Origin of the sequence: Saccharopolyspora galaxeae (assembly GCF_016526145.1) — a bacterium.
In the GTDB taxonomy this organism is placed as follows: Bacteria; Actinomycetota; Actinomycetes; order Mycobacteriales; family Pseudonocardiaceae; genus Saccharopolyspora_C; species Saccharopolyspora_C galaxeae.
The window spans coordinates 125,187-141,579 of the sequence record NZ_JADDUE010000008.1; the positions used below are offsets into that span (position 1 = coordinate 125,187).

Sequence of the window (16,393 nt, forward strand, 5' to 3'; positions counted from 1 at the left end):
GGTTGTCGCGGGCGCAGCCGTGCGAGCCGGGCCGCCCGAGCACGTCGAATCCGGGGAACCGGCCTCGGAATCGGCCGGTGTGCGGGAAAAAATCCTGCGGGGCCGCGGACCTTCGCGGGGCAGGGACCTCTTGACTGGCGCTGCGCGCCGGGGCTTTACTGTACCGTGTCCAGACTAGTTGTCTAGTCTTCTTTCGTCCCGAGTCCGGCCGGCCCGCAGCGCACGCGGCGACACCGCCCCCTGGCGACGGGGCAGCAGAAATCCGAGCAGCAACCGCAGCGACCTCAACCGCAGTGACAACGGAGTCAGCACATGGTCAGTGGTCCGGCATCCTCACCCGCACAACCGCCCGGCCCGGAGGAAGCCGGTGCCCGCGACGAACCCAGCGGCGCGGACGGCTACGCGTCCCGGCGCCTCGCTCGGCGCGCGGCGTTCGCCAGCCTCGTCGGCACCGCCGTGGAGTGGTACGACTACTTCATCTTCGGCACCGCCTCCACGCTGGTGTTCGGCCGGTTGTTCTTCCCCGGCGACGATCCGCTGATCGGCACCCTTTCGGCGTTCGCGGTGTTCGGCGTCGGGTTCTTCGCCCGCCCGATCGGCGGCATCGTGTTCGGGCACCTCGGGGACCGGATCGGGCGCAAGGCCGCACTGGTCACGACGTTGCTGATGATGGGCACCGCGACGTTCCTCATCGGACTGCTGCCGACCGCGGCGGCGATCGGCGTGTGGGCGCCAGTGCTGCTGGTGGTGTGCCGGCTGGTGCAGGGGCTCGGCGTCGGCGGCGAGTGGGGCGGGGCCTCGCTGGTGGCCGTCGAGTTCGCGCCAGAAGGGAAACGCGGGCTGTACGGGACTTTCCCGCAGATCGGCAACGCGGTCGGACTGGTGCTGAGCACCGGCATCTTCGCCTGGGTGTCCACATTGGATCAGCAGCAGTTGTTCTCCTGGGGCTGGCGGGTGCCGTTCCTGCTCAGCGGGGTGCTGATCGCGCTGGGTATGGTCATTCGGCTCAAACTCACCGAGACGCCGTCGTTCCGCGCGGCGCAGCGCAGCGTCGAGCAGGACTCCGCCGAGGCCGACAAGTTGCCGCTGCGCCAGGTGCTCCGGCGCTTCCGCAAGCCGCTGCTGCTGGCTATGGGGATGCGGCTCGGCGAGGTGTTCGCCGGATACCTGATCCTGACCATCGGCCTCGCCTACGCCAAGAGCTACACCGACCTGCCGGAGACCGACGTGCTGCTGGCCGGGACGCTCGCCGCCGTGCTCGCGCTGTTCGGCTACGGCGCGTCCGGGATCGCCTCCGACCGGTACGGTCGCCGCGCGCTGTTCGCGGTGGGCGCCGTGGCCGGTGCGGTGCTGGTGTTCCCGTTCTTCTGGGCGCTGGACACGAATTCGGTCGTGCTGATGTACGTGGTCTACGTCGGGTTCTACGTGCTCTCGGTCGGGCCGATGTACGGGGTGGAGCCCGCGTTCTTCGCGGAGCTGTTCGGCACCAAGGTCCGCTACACCGGCATCTCGCTGGCCGCGCAGCTGCCCGGGATCCTCATCGGGCTCTGGCCCGCCGCGTCCACCGCGCTGCTGATCGCCACCGGCGGCGATCCGTGGCCGGTCGCCGCCATCACCGGCGGGTTCATCCTCATCGGCCTGGTTTGCGCGTGGCTGGCACCGGAGACGAGCAAGACCGGGCTCGACGATGCGGACACGACCGTCGAAAGCGCCGCCGCGCCCCGCGGCTGATCCTGCCAGCTCGTCCACTGTGGTCTTTTTCGAGCAGGAACGGACCCGCCGCCGGGAAGGGGAACACCATGACAGCAGCCTCCGAGCAGGCTCCGCCGCTGAACGGTTTGCGCGTACTCGACCTGTCGCGGTTCATCGCCGGTCCGCTTTGCTGCCAGATCCTCGGCGACATGGGCGCCGAAGTGATCAAAGTGGAGCGTCCCGGCGGGGAGGACTCGCGCCGCCACGTGCCGCATTACCACGGCCACAGCCTCTACACGCTGAACTACAACCGCAGCAAGCACGGCATCACCTTGGACACCCGACGCCCGGAAGCGTTGGCAGTGCTGGAAGAACTCGTGCGCGGCAGCGATCTCGTCGTGGAGAACTTCCGGCCCGGCACGCTGGAGAAGATGGGGCTCGGCTGGGACCGGCTGCACGAGACCAACCCGCGCACCGTGCTGGTGTCGATCTCCGGCTTCGGCCAGACCGGCCCGAACCGGGACCGCGCGATGTTCGATGCCATCGCGCAGGCCGCGTCCGGGATCATGAGCATGACCGGAACGCCGGACGGCCCGCCGACTCTGGCCGGTGCGTTCGTGGCCGATCACATCGCGGCGTTCCACGGCGTGATGGGCGCGATGATGGCGCTGGCCGCCCGCGCCCGCACCGACCGCGGCCAGCACGTGGACATCTCCTGCCTGGACGCGCTTTTCTCCTGCATGGGAACGTTGCCCACGGCGTGGCGGATGCTCGGTCAGGACGCCGAGCGCAGCGGCAACCGGGACCAGATCACCGTTCCCGCCAACGCTTATCCGGCCTCCGACGGGCACGTGTACCTGCACGCCGGGACGGACGCGCTGTTCCCGCGGCTGGCCGCCGCGATGGACAAGCCGGAACTGACCGCGGACCCACGCTTCGCCGGCCAGCACGCGCGGCTGGCGAACGTCGAAGCGCTGGATGACATCGTCCGCGGCTTCACGCGGCTGCACACCGTGGAACGCCTCGGCGAGTTGCTGTCCGCCGCGGGCGTGCCGTACGCCCCGGTCAACAGCGTCGCCGCGGCCACCGACTCGGCGCAGGTCCGCGAGCGGGACATGATGATCGAGGTCGAGCACCCCGAGCTGGGCCCGCTCACCTTGCCGGGCCTGGCGCTCAAACTCGGCTCGACACCCGGCGCGGTCCGCAAAGCACCGCCACTGCCGGGCGAGGACAACGACGAGGTGTATGCCCGCCTGCTCGGCTTCGACGCCGACCGGCTCACCGCCCTGCGCGCCGCAGGCGTGATCTGAGATGGAGGGAATCGGATGACCTGGCGAGATTTGACCGATCCGCGCCTAGTGGCCCGGGGCGTGGAGCTCGAGGCCGGTCTGAAGGAACCGGTCTTCGAGAACCTGGAGATCCCCGAACCGCTCGGCCCGGCGACCGTTGTCGCCGACGACCACAAAATCAAGCGCTATGCGTTCACGCAGGACGACTACCACCCGTGGCACTTCGGACCGAGCCCGTTCGGCGGGCGGATCGCGCACGCCGGTCTGCTGTCCAACGACCTCGTCCAGCTGTTCACCACGGTTTACGCGGCGAGCCGGACGGTGGGGCTGCACACCGAGGAACAGCTCTGGTTCGACGACCCCGCGCATCTGGACGAGCGGGTGACGCTGTCCGGTACCTACGTCGACTCCTACAGCAAGCGCGGCCAGGACTACGTCGTGATGGAAGCCGGGGCGACCGGCAGCGACGGGCGCAGCATCCTGCGCCACCGCGGCATCGAGATCCTGCGCACCCAGCCCGGCGATGTCGCGGGCCGCAACGGCACCGGCGGGCAGGGCGCTGGGAAGGTCGTGGACGGCAGCTACGACGAGGACGCCGCTACGGCCGTCATCGGGACGTCGTCGGTGCGTCCGGGCGCGCCACTGCCCCTGCTGCACGTCACGATCACGCAGGAGCAGGCGTCGGTGTTCTCCCGCTGCGGCGAGTACGTCCGCAACACCCACAGCGATCTGGCGGTGGCGCGCGCGTCCGGGCTGCGCATTCCCATCGTGCAGGGGCAGCAGCAGTGCGGGTTGATCACCGGCATGCTGACCAGGTTCTTCGGGTCGAGCATGTTCACCAGTGGTTGGCTGCGGGTGAAGTTCCTCAATCCCGTCGAGGTCTTCGATCCGCTGGAGGTGGGCGGTGTGGTCGCGGGCGTGCAGGAACTGGACGCCGACCGGCTCGGCGTCGACGTCGAAGTGTGGGTGCGGCGCGCGGACGGCAAGCTCAGCACCGCCGGTTGGGCGCGCGCCGAAGTTCCCGCGGCGGCCCCGCACGAGCTGCGGACCGCGGCTCTCGGAGTCTGAGCTTGCGTCCGCGACGAATGCGGCCGGCCCGGTGGCCGGGGGCTACCCTGGCGGCCGTCAACCGCGCCGGTCATCCCACCACCCCGAGGAGCTTCCCGCCGTGGCCACGCGCCCGATGTACGAGGTCATCCGAGGTGATCTGCTCGAGCAGATCACCACCGGCTCGCTGCCGCCGGAGGATCGGCTGCCCAGCGAGAAGGAACTCGCCGAGCGCTACGGCGTCAGCCGCATGACCGTCCGCCAGGCCCTCGACGCGCTCGTGCGGGAGCGGCTGGTGGTGCGCAGGCGCGGCGCGGGAAGCTTCGTGGCCCCGCCGCGCGTGCGGTCCCGGCGGCTCAACCGGCTGGGTCCGTTCGGCGACGAGGTCGCCGAGGAGGTCACCACCACCGAGCTGCGGCGCGCCGTGGTGCACCCGCCCGGCCGGGTCGGCGAGGTGCTCGGGCTCGACGAAACCGCCGAAGTGGTCCGGTTGTTCCGGCTGCGCACCGTCGACGGAACTCCCGCCGCGGTGCAGGAGTCCTGGGTTCCGGTGGCGGCCGCGCCTGGGCTCGCCCGCGCCGAGCTGGTCGCGGGATCGCTGTACCGCACGCTGGCCGAGCGCTGCGGCGTGGCCGTCAGCTGGGCGGAACAGGAGATCACCGCCTGCGCCGCCACCAAGGAGCTCGCCGGGCTGTTGCAGGTCGCGGTGCGCGCGCCACTGACCGAAGCGCACCGGACCGCGCACGACGAATCCGGCCTCGCCGTCGAATACGCCTTGAGCTGGACCCGGCCGGAATTCCCGTTCGTCGTCCGGCTCGACGCCTGATCAGCGGCTGCGGTCGCACAACCGGCGCCTCGTCGCGGCGATCGCGCGCGAGAGCGCCCCCTCACCAGGAGTGGCCATGAACAAGTGGTGGACCGGAACGAAGCAGGCGACTTTCGAGAACATCGAGATCCCGGAGATATTCGGCCCGTTCGACGTGGTCGTGGACGAGCGGATGGTGCGCAACTACGCCTTCGCCCAGGACGACCCGGCCGCAGGTCGGCTGACCGATGCGCGCGGGCGGCCCGCGGCGAGCCCGATAGTGCTGTCCAACGAGCTGCTTTTCCTGTTCTACGCCGCCTACGACGGCAACACCGCCCAGGGCTTGCACACGCACGAGGAGATCTCGCTGCATTCGCCGGTCGTGATCGGCGAGACGGTGACGCTCAGCGGCCGGTACGTGGAAACCGCGGTGCGGCGCGGGAAAGGCTACGTGGTGATGGAGGCCGAGGCCCGCGGCGCGGACGGGCGCTTGCTGCTCAAGCACCGCGGCACGGAGATCATGCGGGTGCACGCGGCCGATGTGGTCGGCGCGAGCACCGCATCAACTCCGTCCACAGTGGTCACCGGCGAGGTCCGCGATGTCGCACCAGCCGCGGAAGCGTCCTGGGACCTCGCGGCGCGGACTCCGATCGCCCCGGTGCACAAACAGGTCACGCAGGAGCAGATGTACGTTTTCTCCTGGGGCGGCCGGGGTTTCTCCAACATCCACACCGACACCGCCGGCGCGGCCCGGTCCGGGATGGACCGCACGGTCGCCCAAGCGATGCAGCAAGTCGGTTACCTGTCCGAAATGCTCACCGCGTTCCACAGCGGCACCTGGATCGGCGGCGGGCACCTGTCGGTGAAGTTCATCCGCCCGTTCTACGTCGAAGACGAGGTCACCGCCCGCGGCGCGATCCTGGGCCCGGTCGAGCACCGCGGGCAACGACACATGCAAAGCGAAGTCTGGGTGCAGAACCAGGACGGCCGGAAGACCGCCGTCGGATGGGCCCACGCACCGCTCGCGTGACGACGTCGAACAATTCAGTACATTGTGGGCGGAACGCTGCGGGTGGACCGGATCCGTTCCGTCCCAACGGTTCTGGCGACCGCCCCGCTCACGGCAGCGGGTGGCGCAGTGAGCTTTCGCCGCGCCGCCAAGCACCCAGCAGGCACTCGGCAAGCCTGCCCTCCAGCACGCCGGTGGCCTCGATGCCGAAGACCACGTCCGCGGCCAGGCCCGGTTCGCGGTCGAGCAGGTCGCCGATCACGTCACGGCGCATGACCTGCTCGTGCACGGCATCGGCCTCGACGTGCTCGGTGAAGAAGTGCACGCTCGCTTGCCCGGCGCCGTGGCGGCGCAGCGCATCGGCTAGCCGCTGGGCGCTCGGGGCGGTGGTGATCTCCGCTGCGCTGAAGTGGCCGACGAGCGCGCCGCGCAATCCCCGGTGCAGCCCCAACATCGACATCAGGTTCACCAGTGCGATCTGCGGCGCGGGCACGTCGTCCAGGTAGTGCAGGTAACCCGGGTTCAACCCGGCATCGGCCAGCAGATCGGCGAACAGCCGCGCGTGCACCCGTTCGCCGTGCCCGCCGCCGAATTCGTCGAACTCCACCGCCACCAGCGCCGCCTTCGCCCGGCCCTGCAACCGCGGGATGACCCAGGCGTGCGGGTCGGCCTCTTTGAGGTGGTAGATCGAACGGTGCGCGAAGTACTCGCCCAGCTGCCACCATTCGCCCTCGTCCCGCAGGAAGTGCGAAACGCCGTTGCCCGGCACCGGTTCCACCAGCAGGTCGTCCAGCACGCCGGAGACGTCGTCGGACCCGCCGGTGGCGGCGCGCAGCGCGTCCAGGAAGGTGCGCTCGAGCTCGCGGCGGAAACCGAGCAGTCCCGGCTCCCACTCCCATTCCGGGCTGGTGTCCCGGAAACCGCGGTAGTGCAGCTCGTAGCAAGTGTGCAGGGCGAGGGCGAGGTCGTCGCCGAACGGCTCCGCGGTGCGCGCCTGAAGCAGCGGCAGCACCGGGCCGGGCGGGGGCTGCCCGAGCGCGTCGACGACGGCCGCCGACAGCGGGCCGCGCGGAGTGGGCAGTGCGGGGGCATCGGTCATGACCGTCATGCGTGCGCTCCTCGTTCGGTGCGGGAATCGGCGCCCGCGGCCAGCAGGTCCAGCAGCTCCGGAACGCCCGCCGCGGCCGCGGCCCGCTGGCGTTGCGCGCCGGTGCCGTGCCGGACCAGCTCGCTCACGACCGACCGCACCCGTTGCAGGTCGCCGGTCTCGGCCAGCGCGGGCGCCGCTCGCTCGATCAGCTCGGACACCAGATCGGGCGCGGGCAGCCGGCATTCCCGCGACACGTGGACGCCGTAACCGGCGAGGCCGTCGCGGGCCGCGCACCACACCGCGGCCCGCGCGAACTGGTCGCGCACCGGCGGAGCCTCCCGGCCGGCGCGCAGTTCGGCGAGCGCGGTGCGCACGAGAGCGCGGCACAGCGCGGCCTGCGCGACCGCTTCCCGCGCGGTGATCGCGGTGTCGGCCACCCGGAACTCGATCGTCGGCAGGTGCGGGGACGGCCGCGCCAGCCAGAACGACTGGGCCGGGTCGACCAGCACGCCGCAGTCCACCAGCTTCGCGATCTGCTCGTCGTGGTCGGCGGCCGAGCGCAGCTGCGGCGGCACGCCGGAACCGGGGAAGCGGGACTGCTGCACCATCCGCCAGCTCCCGTACCCGGTGTCCGAACCGAGGTGCAGCGGCGAGTTCACCGACAGCGCCAGCAGCGCGGGAAGCCAGGGACGCAGGTGGTTGAGCACGGCGACCGCCAGCTCCCGGTCCGCCAGGCCGACGTGCACGTGCAGGCCGCACGCCTGGTAGTCGGCAACGGCGGCGCGGTAGGTGCGCGCGACCCGCTCGAAGCGGTCCCCGGCGGAAACGGCCGGGCGAGCGGATCCGGGCAACGGTGGTGTGCCCGCCGCCAGCACTCGCAGATCGGCGGGCCGCGCGGCCGCGGCGAGCCGCTCGCGGGCGGCGACCAGCTGTGCGTCCAGCTCGGACAGCGCGGTGCAGACTCCGCTGGCCGTTTCCACCTGGCTGCTGAACAGTTCCGGCTGGAGCACGGTTCCGCCCGCGAGGTCCCGGCCGGTCGCGCCCAGCACCGCCCCGGCGCGCGCCGCCGGGGCACCGGTGTGCGCATCGGCCAGCAGGAACTCCTCTTCGACCCCGACGGTGCGGCCCGGCTCCGCGGAATCGTCCCCGCCGAGCGTCCGCATCCGTAGCTCCTTCCGCCGCGTCCGGCACGAATCGGCCAACGGCATAACCACCCCACCGGCGGGCGAAACCCGGTTTCCGCGGCGGCGGAGGCAGGTACCCCGTGAGCTATGCAGTTGCTCGAACCGCCGGGTGTCTACCGCCCGCAAGGCGACACCCGACTGCTGACGGACGCGCTGGACGAGGCGGGCATCCACCCGGGTAGCAACGTGCTGGACGTGGGCACCGGCACCGGGGCGCTGGCGGTCGCGGCCGTCCGCGGTGGAGCCGCGCGCGTGACGGCGGTAGACGTGTCCGCCCGGGCGGTCGTCACCGCCTGGCTCAACGCGCTGCTGATGCCGGTTCGGGTGCGGCGGGGGGACGCGCTGCTGCTGCACTACCCGGAGCGGTTCGACCTGGTGCTGGCCAACCCGCCGTACGTGCCTTCCGCGCCCGACCGCCGTCGCGCTCGGGCATGGGACGGCGGCCCGGACGGCCGGAAGCTGGTCGACCGGATTTGCGATCGTGCGCCGGAACTGCTGGCGCGCGGTGGAACGTTGCTGATGGTGCACTCCGCCCTCGCCGATCCGGACGCGACCTTGCAACGCCTGCACCGCGCGGATCTGAAAGCCGCCGTCGTGGATCGGCGGAACCAGGATTTCGGGCCGGTGCTGCACGATCGGGCAACCGCGTTCGAGGACTCGGGATTGATCATGCCCGGGCAGCGGGAAGAGGAGCTGGTGGTGATCCGTGGGGACCGGACGGACTGAACGCACCGCCCCGGCGGGCGGGCAACGACACCCCGTCCCGGAGGGCGGGCAACGACGCCGCGTCACGCTCGTGCGCAACGGCCCGGTGCTGGTGGAGGGGCCGGTGCGGCTGGTGCTGGACGACGGCACCGAGGTCGACTCCGACCGGTTCACCGTGGCGATCTGCGCGTGCCGCCGCAGCCGGGACTACCCCTTCTGCGACACCAGCCACCGCAAGCGGGTCCGCGAGACGTGAACCCGACGGCCCGAGGTGGGTATCCGGGAACATGGCAAAGGACCGCAAGACCTACCAAGCCGACTACACCCACCCCGAGCTTCGGGAGCGGCTGAAGGAAGAGCTCAAGGCCGCCGACAAGGGCGGGGCGCCGGGACAGTGGTCGGCGCGCAAGAGCCAGCTGCTCACCCAGGAGTACGAGAAGCACGGCGGCGGCTACCGGCACCCGCAGCGGCCGACCGCGCAGCAGCATGACCTGGCCGAGTGGACCGAGCAGCGCTGGATGACCGAGTCGGGCTCGGCGAACGCGCGCCACGACGGCCGGACCGAGCGCTACCTCCCGGAACAGGCGTGGGAAGAACTCGCACCGCACGAGCGCCGGGAAGCGCAGCGGACCAAGCGGGCCGGGTCGCGGCGCGGTGAGCAGCATTCGCCGAACCCGCAGGCGGCCAAGTCCGCGCGCAAGGTCGCCGAGCTGGACGCGCTCTCCGCGCGCGAGGCGGCCCAGCGCGCGCGGAAGCTGACCGCGCCCGAGGCGCAGCAGGCACTCCGGCACGAGCGCGAGCACAAAGCGCGCAAGACCGTGCTGCGCCAGCTAGACAAGATCACCCGCCGAGGTTGAGCCACCAGGAGCGTCGAGGGGTCCGCTCGCCGCGGTGGAACCGCCCGGTGCGAGCGCTGCGCCGGTCAGCCGCGGGAGATCGGGAAGTCGAAGTAGGTGTCCGGGAACGGCTCGGCAGCCAGGGTGAAGTGCCACCACTCGTTGGGATAGTTCGCCATGCCGACGGATTCCATGGTCGTGCTGAGCCGCTGCCGATTTGCCTTGGCGAGCTCGCTCACCCGCGGATCGGCGGTGTGCGCCAGCGGGTCGAAGCAATCGAAACCGGTACCGGTTTCCACGCCGTTGTCCGGGAATCGCTGCTGCGGCGCGGCCGTGCACGGCGTCAGCGGTTCGCCCGGGAAGTAGGGGCGTTGCGGCGCGGTGCGCAGCCGGACCAACGTGAGGTCGACCGTGCTCGCCCTGCTGTGGCCCGATTTCTCGTCGATGTAGCCGTCGGCGAACAGCCGTGATTTGTCCACCGCCGGGTAGAACTCCGCCTTCATCCGCTGGTCGCGGGAGTCCGCGGCCCACCGCACGAAGTGGTCCACCGCCCGCTGCGGCCGGTAGCAGTCGTAGACCTTGAGGCCGTGGCCGCTGCGCACCAGCTGTTGCTGCGCGGCGTGCAGGGCTTCGGCCGCCTGCCTCGTCAGCAGGCACTCTGCTTGCGGGTCACCGAGGGGGGCTTGCGGGTCACCGAGGGGGGCTTGCGGGTAACCGGGCACCGGCGCGCCGGTGAAGTTGTGCCACCCCGCGTACCGGATCTCCTGGGCGATCGTCGGGTCGATGTCGCGCAGCGCGACGACTTCCGGCGGCCGCTCGCCGACGGCCCGGCCCGCGGCGACTTGGTCCACGGCTGGGTGGCTCGGGGCTGGGTGGCTCGCGGCGGGGTGGCTCGCGGCAGCCGGGTTTTCGGCGCCGTGCGCCGGTGCCGCGAGCGGCCCGAGCACGATCACCACCGCGAGCGCCGCGCCCCGCAGCCGGCGCCGCAGAACTGATCGGATCATGGCCGTGTATCTAGCACTCGCGCGCCGCCGCGGGTAGCGACCTCGCCCGGTCGGACGAGTGGCGCAGCGGGACGCCGCGGAAGGACGGCCGGGCTGCGGAGGGTGGCCGAACCTTCACCCGGATGCGGTCGTGATCCATTGACTCAGTGGTCTAGTCCACCTAAGTTCCTGCCAGCCCGCAGCGGAGACCCGCAGCGCACGAGCCGCGCCGAACGCGCCGCGCGCCGGAGGCTCCGCACCGCACCACCGCCGGGTCCGATGGGCCGGGCCGGGAGACGGGAGCACTTCCGTGAGGAACAGACCGATCCACTGGGCGGCGCTGCTGGCAGGCGTGCTCGCACTGCCGTTCACCGCAGCGCCCGCCACCGCAGCGCCCGCCACGGCAGCACCGGTCACGGCAGCGCCCGCCGCACCGGGCGACCTGCGCACCGCGCCGTACTACATGCCGCTGGACAGCGACCCGCAGGACATCGGCGAAGCGATGCGGGCCAGCGGGCAGAAGGACTTCGTCTTCGCCTTCGTCCTCGCACCCGGCGCAGGCAGCTGCACCCCCACCTGGGACGGCAAACCCGGCCAGGAGGTCGCCGCGGACACCGCGGTCAAGGCGAAGGTCGACGCGGTGCGCCAGGCTGGCGGCGACGTGTCGGTGTCCTTCGGCGGCTACAACGGCATCGAGCTCGGCGCCGCCTGCCCGGACGCGGCGGCGCTGGCCGACGCCTACCAGCAGGTGATCGACAAGTACGGGCTCACGCACATCGACCTGGACATCGAAGGCGACGACCTCGGCGACGTGCCCGGGGAGACCAAGCGTTTCGAAGCCGTCAAGACCCTCAAGCAGCGCAATCCCGACCTGCACGTGACGCTGACGCTGCCGATGACCAGCGTCGGGCTCAACGAGGCGGGCAAGGCGGAGATCCAGCGGGCCAAGGACATGGGCGCCGAGATCGACCTGTTCAAGATCATGGACTTCGACTACGGCGGTCCGGGCAACGACATGGCCAACAGCGCGATCTCGGTGGCCGAAGCCTTCCACCGCCAGCTGCGCGAACTGCAGCCCGAGTTCGACGACGCGGCCGCCTACGCGCGCACCGGCGTGATCCTGATGAACGGCCACACCGACCAGCCCAGCGAGCTGTTCACCCAGGACACCTTCCGCGCGCTGGTGGATTACGCCGAGCAGCACCGGATCGGGCGGCTGTCGTACTGGTCGATGAACCGGGACCGGGTCTGCACCGAGCCCGTCGGCTGGGCGGACGGCAAGTGCAGCAGCGTCGAGCAGCAGCCCTACGAATTCACCAAGATCGTTTCTCGGTACCAGTGATCCAGCAGTACTAGTGATCCCCCACCCGCGATTCCCCGGAGAACCAGCATGAAACTGTTCACCAAGCTGTTCGCGGTGCTCGCCGCCGGGACGCTGCTCCCGCTGACCGCGGGCACGAGCGCCGCCGCACCCGAACCCGCCGCACCCGAGCCCGTTGCGCTGAAAACCGCGCCATACGTGGACGTCACGCAGGAAAAGCCCACCCTGCCCGAGATCGCCGAAGCCACCGGGCAGAAGACCTTCACGCTGGCGTTCGTGCTCGGCAGCGCCGCCGGATGCACCCCGATGTGGGGCGGTGAGAAGGCGCTGGACGATCCCGCCGTCCTCGGCCAGATCGAGCAGCTGCGGGCGCAGGGCGGCGAAGTCGCCGTCGCCACCGGTGGCGCGATGGGCCCGTACCTGGAGAGCGTCTGCGGCACCGCCGACGAACTGCTCGGCGCCTACAAGCAGATCCTCGACGCCACCGGCTCGAACCACCTCGACGTCGACGTCGAGGCGAACATCCCGCAGGACACCGTCAACGAGGCGCTGGCCAAGCTGCAGGCCGAACGCGGCACCGAGGTCAGCTACACGCTGCGCGTGCAGGGCGACGAAACCGGCGTGGACCCGTATTCGCTGCAGGTGCTGCAGAGCGCGGCCGCGCACGGCGTCGACGTCACCGTGAACCCGATGGCGATGGAGTTCGGCTCCAGCAAGCCATGGGGCGACGCGGTGATCGCCGCCGCGGAGAGCACGCTCGAGCAGATGAAGGGCATCTGGCCGGACCTCAGCGACGCCGACCTGAAGGCGAAGCTGGGCGTGACGCCGATGATCGGGCGCAACTACAACGGCAACGTCTTCACCCAGGACAACGCCAGGCAGCTCGTCGAGTGGGCGAACACCAACAAGATCGGGCTGCTGTCGTTCTGGTCCGCGGGCCGGGACAACGGCAGCTGCCCCGGCGGCGGCGTCTCCCCAACCTGCAGCAGCATCGACCAGCAGCCGTACGAGTTCACCAAGATCCTCCAGGACTTCACCGGCTGATCCGGGACCGATCGACCACAAGCCGAAGGGCCGTTCCCACCCGGGGACGGCCCTTCGGCTTGCACGATGATCGGTTACCGCGTCTGGTGCGGTCGCGTCACCTCGGGCGCAACGACGAACCGGCGCAGCGCGGCGCGATCAGCCGTTTCGCCCGGCCGGCCGCTTTCCGGCCTTGTCCGGCCGGGCAGCTTGCAGGAGAGCCTTGACGCGGATCTTGATCCGGTGTGCCAGCGACTTCGTCGCCGCTTTCCGCTCCTGCTCACCACTCCTGCGCAAGCGCTGCTGCTCATCGGTCAGTTCGTTGGTGTAAGTGCCACCGGTCGAGATGGCGTGCTCGACCGCTTGGTAGACCGTTTCGAGCTGGTGCTCCCACTTCCCCGACCCGGTCTGCCTGATTTCGACGATGGCCGCAGGAGTCATGGAGCGGGCTCCGGTGTATTTCACCTGGTCCGTCCTGGTTTTGAGCGCCCCCATCCCGGCATACAGTTCACGAAGTTCGTCGATCAGCTTTCGCAGCTCGTGCCCTTCTTCCGGGATGGGGATCGGCTCGGTCGACGGGCGTTGACCGACGCCCTCGCCGATCTTCGGGATGACGTCCCGGCGCTTCGGGTTGACGTCCTGGCGCACCTCGGCCGCGAGTCGCTCGGCCTTCTCCCTGTCGGTGAGCCCCGCATCGTCCGGGCCCAGTTTGCCGTGCGCGGTCAGCAGATCCCGTCCCGGGCGGCCGTCGCGCGGAACCATTTCCGTCAGCCACTCGGTCCTGGTGGTGGTGATCTCCATGGCTCGGCTGTCGTCCATCGGGTCGTCGAACCATTGGTTCAGCAGCCGATCCTCTTCCAGTGGATCCTTGAGCTCGGGTCGTTCCGCCACCAACCGCACCCAGGCGTCCACATCGGCCGCGATTGCGTTCCGTTCCGCCTCGGGCAACATCCCGAACATCGCCGCGAAATCGGTGCGCGCCAGCACGGGGAACACGCCCTTGGGAAAGGTCCGCCTCGCGTCCACAGCACCCTGTTCCAGGTAGCTGTCCAGCAGGTTTATGAAGCCGAGCAGATCCTTGCTCGGTTCGACGACAGGTCCGAGACGCTGCGCTTCACCTTCCGGACGTCGCTGTTGCGGAACATCACCCCGGGGCGTGATCTTGACCCCGAGTCCCTCCAATTCGGTGAACAGCTGGTGCATCGCCGCGAGCGGCACCCCGGCGGTCACCTGCACACTCGGCGAGAAAATTCGCGCAGGCAGCAGCTGATACTCGTCCACACCACCTTTCAGCACACCCGCGGAGAACTGGCGACGCTGCTTCAGCAATTCTTTTTTGAGCGCGATCATTCCTTTCAGCATCTTGTCCCACTCGTTGCGATTCACCACGCCTGGCGGGTTGGTCACCATCTCGATGTTGGACTGTTCCGCCCCGCCGAACTCGGCCTGCAGCTGAAAGTACGGACGGTGCACCAACGCAGTGCCTTTCGGGACCGGCTTGCCCGCTTCATCCTTGACGCGCCAATGGTTCTCCTCCAGCTCGGCACCGACGGCGCGCTGGAGGACATCTGGTCCGCCGCTATTCGGCCCGGCCGTCCGGGCGTCCCGTTCCGGTGCCGGATCGCCGCGCATCGCCCGCGTGGCGTCCGCCTCGGCGGCGCGCTCGTCCGGGTCGCCCGGATCGGAAATTTTCATCCCGTCACCGGTGTCGGTCCCGGAGACCGGCCCGGTGCGCTGCTGCACGACGTGCGCCAGCTCGTGTGCCAGTACGTGCTTGCCCACTGCGGACGTGGTGTCGTAATGGCCTCGGCCGAAAACGATGTGCGAACCCGCGGTGAAGGCTCTCGCCTGCACCGAATGCGCGGCGCTCGCCGCCTCCGATCCGGTGTGCACGCGGACATCGGAGAAATCCGCACCGAGCCGTTTTTCCATGTCCGCGCGAACATGCCCGGCCATCGGCGCACCCGAAGAACCCAGTGCCCGATCGACGGCGGTGCGCTGCACCAATCCGGCGACTGCGGCATTACCCACCAGGCGTTGCAGTGCGAGCAGTCCCGGTGCCGACCCCTCCACCGGGTTTCGCCGTGCCGATCGGGTCGTCACGCCCCGCCGTCCTGGATCCTGCTCGTGTGCGTACATCCGCCCGTCTCCGTCCCGGATCAAGACCTTCCGCCAGAGGGCTTTCCCGCATGGCAGCAGAAACGGCACGGAATCGATAGCCGTCGACGGACACAACCCGTTGCCCGAAAGGGCAGCCCTGCACCCCGTTCCAGGTACGCGCTCGACACCGGCGCGATCAAGCGGTGGTTCAGCCAGGGTGGTGCGGCTAGATACACTCGGCTCGTTGATCAAGTCGGGCGGCGAGGAGCGTTGATGGCGGCCGAGAACACACCTGCCGGCACGGGAGGACGCGATATCGATCTCGAACGTCCGAGCGCTGCGCGAATGTACGACTGGTACCTCGGCGGCAAGGCGAACTACGCGATCGACCGCGAGTTCGGCAAGACGATCCTCGAGGTGTTCCCGATCGTGCGGCCGGTCGCGCTGGCCAACCGCTACCTGCTGCACCGCATCGTGCGGCACCTGGTCGGACGCGGTGTGCGGCAGTTCGTCGACCTCGGCTCGGGTGTGCCCACGGTCGGCAACGTGCACCACGTGGCCGACGAGGTCGCCCCGGACAGCCGGGTGGTCTACGTCGACTACGAACCCGTCGCGGTGGCGCACTCGCAGAGCTTGCTCGACAAGCACGGCGACCCGGAACGGCACGCCGTGGTGCAGGCCGATCTGCGTTCCCCGAAGTCGCTGTGGAAGCAGGTGCGCGCCACCGGTGTGGTCGATCCGGCGGAACCGATCGCCTTGCTGATGATCGCGGTGCTGCACTTCGTGCCGGACGACGACGAGGTCGAGCAGGCGCTCGTCCAGTACCGCGACCTGCTGCCCGCCGGGTCGTACCTGGCGATCTCACACGCCACTGTGGACGGTGCGCAGCCGCAGCGGGCCGCGGAGTACCTGCAGCTGGTGCAGCGCTACGACCAGACCGCCAATCCCGTCCGGCTGCGGAGCTGGGACGAGACCCGCGCGCTGTTCGGCGACTTCGAGCTGATCGAGCCCGGGATGGCCTGGGCCCCGGAATGGCATCCCGAGGACGCGAGCCCCGGAACGGGCAAGAAGTTGTTCAACACCGCGGACGAGTCCGTCGTCTGCGCCGCGGTCGGCTACAAAGCCGAAGGCTGAACGGTTCGAGTCGCTCGCCGGAAAGCCTTCGGCGAGCCCCCGGAGCTGCACTGCTCCGTTGGTCGCAGTGCGACCGCCCCGATGCGCCTCGACCGGCCTCGCGAACCCGACGTCCGGTGAAGAGCAGATGAACGGCAGACGTATCCGCCCGGTGCGGACCGTGATCGCTCCTAGT

General features: G+C 70.1%; 15 protein-coding genes. 11 read left to right on the top strand and 4 right to left on the bottom strand.

The window, feature by feature from the left end; all coding sequences use genetic code 11:
• Positions 1-312 precede the first annotated feature (312 nt).
• The 5 genes from INP57_RS19135 (at position 313) to INP57_RS19155 (ending at position 5,863) form a co-directional block, all read left to right on the top strand.
• A complete protein-coding gene (locus INP57_RS19135; RefSeq protein WP_200071646.1) occupies positions 313-1,731 on the top strand; it encodes an MFS transporter in 1,419 nt (472 codons plus the stop codon).
• A gap of 68 nt (positions 1,732-1,799) precedes the next feature.
• Complete coding sequence (locus INP57_RS19140; protein ID WP_200071647.1) at positions 1,800-3,002, top strand: CaiB/BaiF CoA transferase family protein; 1,203 nt, start codon at positions 1,800-1,802, stop codon at positions 3,000-3,002.
• A gap of 15 nt (positions 3,003-3,017) precedes the next feature.
• Positions 3,018-4,049 carry a MaoC/PaaZ C-terminal domain-containing protein gene (locus INP57_RS19145; RefSeq protein ID WP_200071648.1) on the top strand — a complete coding sequence of 344 codons (1,032 nt, stop codon included), beginning with the start codon at positions 3,018-3,020 and terminating at the stop codon, positions 4,047-4,049.
• Positions 4,050-4,149: 100 nt separating this feature from the next.
• A complete protein-coding gene (locus INP57_RS19150) occupies positions 4,150-4,854 on the top strand; it encodes a GntR family transcriptional regulator (RefSeq protein WP_200071649.1) in 705 nt (234 codons plus the stop codon).
• Between the two features lie 76 nt (positions 4,855-4,930).
• Complete coding sequence (locus INP57_RS19155) at positions 4,931-5,863, top strand: MaoC family dehydratase (protein WP_200071650.1); 933 nt, start codon at positions 4,931-4,933, stop codon at positions 5,861-5,863.
• An 88-nt stretch (positions 5,864-5,951) separates the two neighbouring features.
• Here INP57_RS19155 and INP57_RS19160 read toward each other — a convergent pair whose 3' ends face one another.
• Both INP57_RS19160 and INP57_RS19165 read right to left on the bottom strand, forming a co-directional pair.
• Positions 5,952-6,950 (bottom strand): iron-containing redox enzyme family protein, encoded by a 999-nt coding sequence (locus INP57_RS19160; RefSeq protein WP_200071651.1) that lies wholly within the window; start codon positions 6,948-6,950, stop codon positions 5,952-5,954.
• The gene (locus tag INP57_RS19165) at positions 6,947-8,095 is read right to left on the bottom strand and encodes a carboxylate-amine ligase (protein WP_200071652.1); all 1,149 of its coding nucleotides are present in this window, start codon (positions 8,093-8,095) and stop codon (positions 6,947-6,949) included. Before INP57_RS19165 ends, INP57_RS19160 begins: the two co-directional genes overlap by 4 nt.
• Before the next feature lie 108 nt (positions 8,096-8,203).
• Between INP57_RS19165 and INP57_RS19170 the strand changes: the two genes are divergently transcribed.
• From INP57_RS19170 to INP57_RS19180, 3 genes are all read left to right on the top strand, one after another.
• Positions 8,204-8,842, top strand: coding sequence for a HemK2/MTQ2 family protein methyltransferase (locus INP57_RS19170; RefSeq protein WP_200071653.1), 639 nt, complete (start codon positions 8,204-8,206; stop codon positions 8,840-8,842).
• 70 nt (positions 8,843-8,912) lie between these two features.
• Complete coding sequence (locus INP57_RS29685) at positions 8,913-9,077, top strand: CDGSH iron-sulfur domain-containing protein (protein WP_307850184.1); 165 nt, start codon at positions 8,913-8,915, stop codon at positions 9,075-9,077.
• A 31-nt stretch (positions 9,078-9,108) separates the two neighbouring features.
• Complete coding sequence (locus INP57_RS19180) at positions 9,109-9,678, top strand: hypothetical protein (RefSeq protein WP_200071655.1); 570 nt, start codon at positions 9,109-9,111, stop codon at positions 9,676-9,678.
• Between the two features lie 65 nt (positions 9,679-9,743).
• Here the strand turns inward: INP57_RS19180 and INP57_RS19185 are convergent, their stop codons facing one another.
• Positions 9,744-10,661 (bottom strand): M15 family metallopeptidase, encoded by a 918-nt coding sequence (locus tag INP57_RS19185; protein ID WP_200071656.1) that lies wholly within the window; start codon positions 10,659-10,661, stop codon positions 9,744-9,746.
• Between the two features lie 289 nt (positions 10,662-10,950).
• Here INP57_RS19185 and INP57_RS19190 point away from each other — a divergent pair, with 289 nt between their 5' ends.
• Together INP57_RS19190 and INP57_RS19195 are read left to right on the top strand one after the other, a co-directional pair.
• A complete protein-coding gene (locus tag INP57_RS19190) occupies positions 10,951-11,982 on the top strand; it encodes a chitinase (RefSeq protein WP_200071657.1) in 1,032 nt (343 codons plus the stop codon).
• 48 nt (positions 11,983-12,030) lie between these two features.
• Complete coding sequence (locus INP57_RS19195) at positions 12,031-13,005, top strand: chitinase (protein ID WP_200071658.1); 975 nt, start codon at positions 12,031-12,033, stop codon at positions 13,003-13,005.
• Between the two features lie 138 nt (positions 13,006-13,143).
• Here INP57_RS19195 and INP57_RS19200 read toward each other — a convergent pair whose 3' ends face one another.
• Positions 13,144-15,123, bottom strand: a complete 1,980-nt coding sequence (locus INP57_RS19200; protein ID WP_200071659.1) for an eCIS core domain-containing protein — start codon at positions 15,121-15,123, stop codon at positions 13,144-13,146.
• A 234-nt stretch (positions 15,124-15,357) separates the two neighbouring features.
• On the opposite strand from INP57_RS19200, the gene INP57_RS19205 reads away from it, so the two are divergent.
• Positions 15,358-16,218 (top strand): SAM-dependent methyltransferase, encoded by an 861-nt coding sequence (locus INP57_RS19205; protein ID WP_200071660.1) that lies wholly within the window; start codon positions 15,358-15,360, stop codon positions 16,216-16,218.
• Positions 16,219-16,393: the final 175 nt, after the last annotated feature.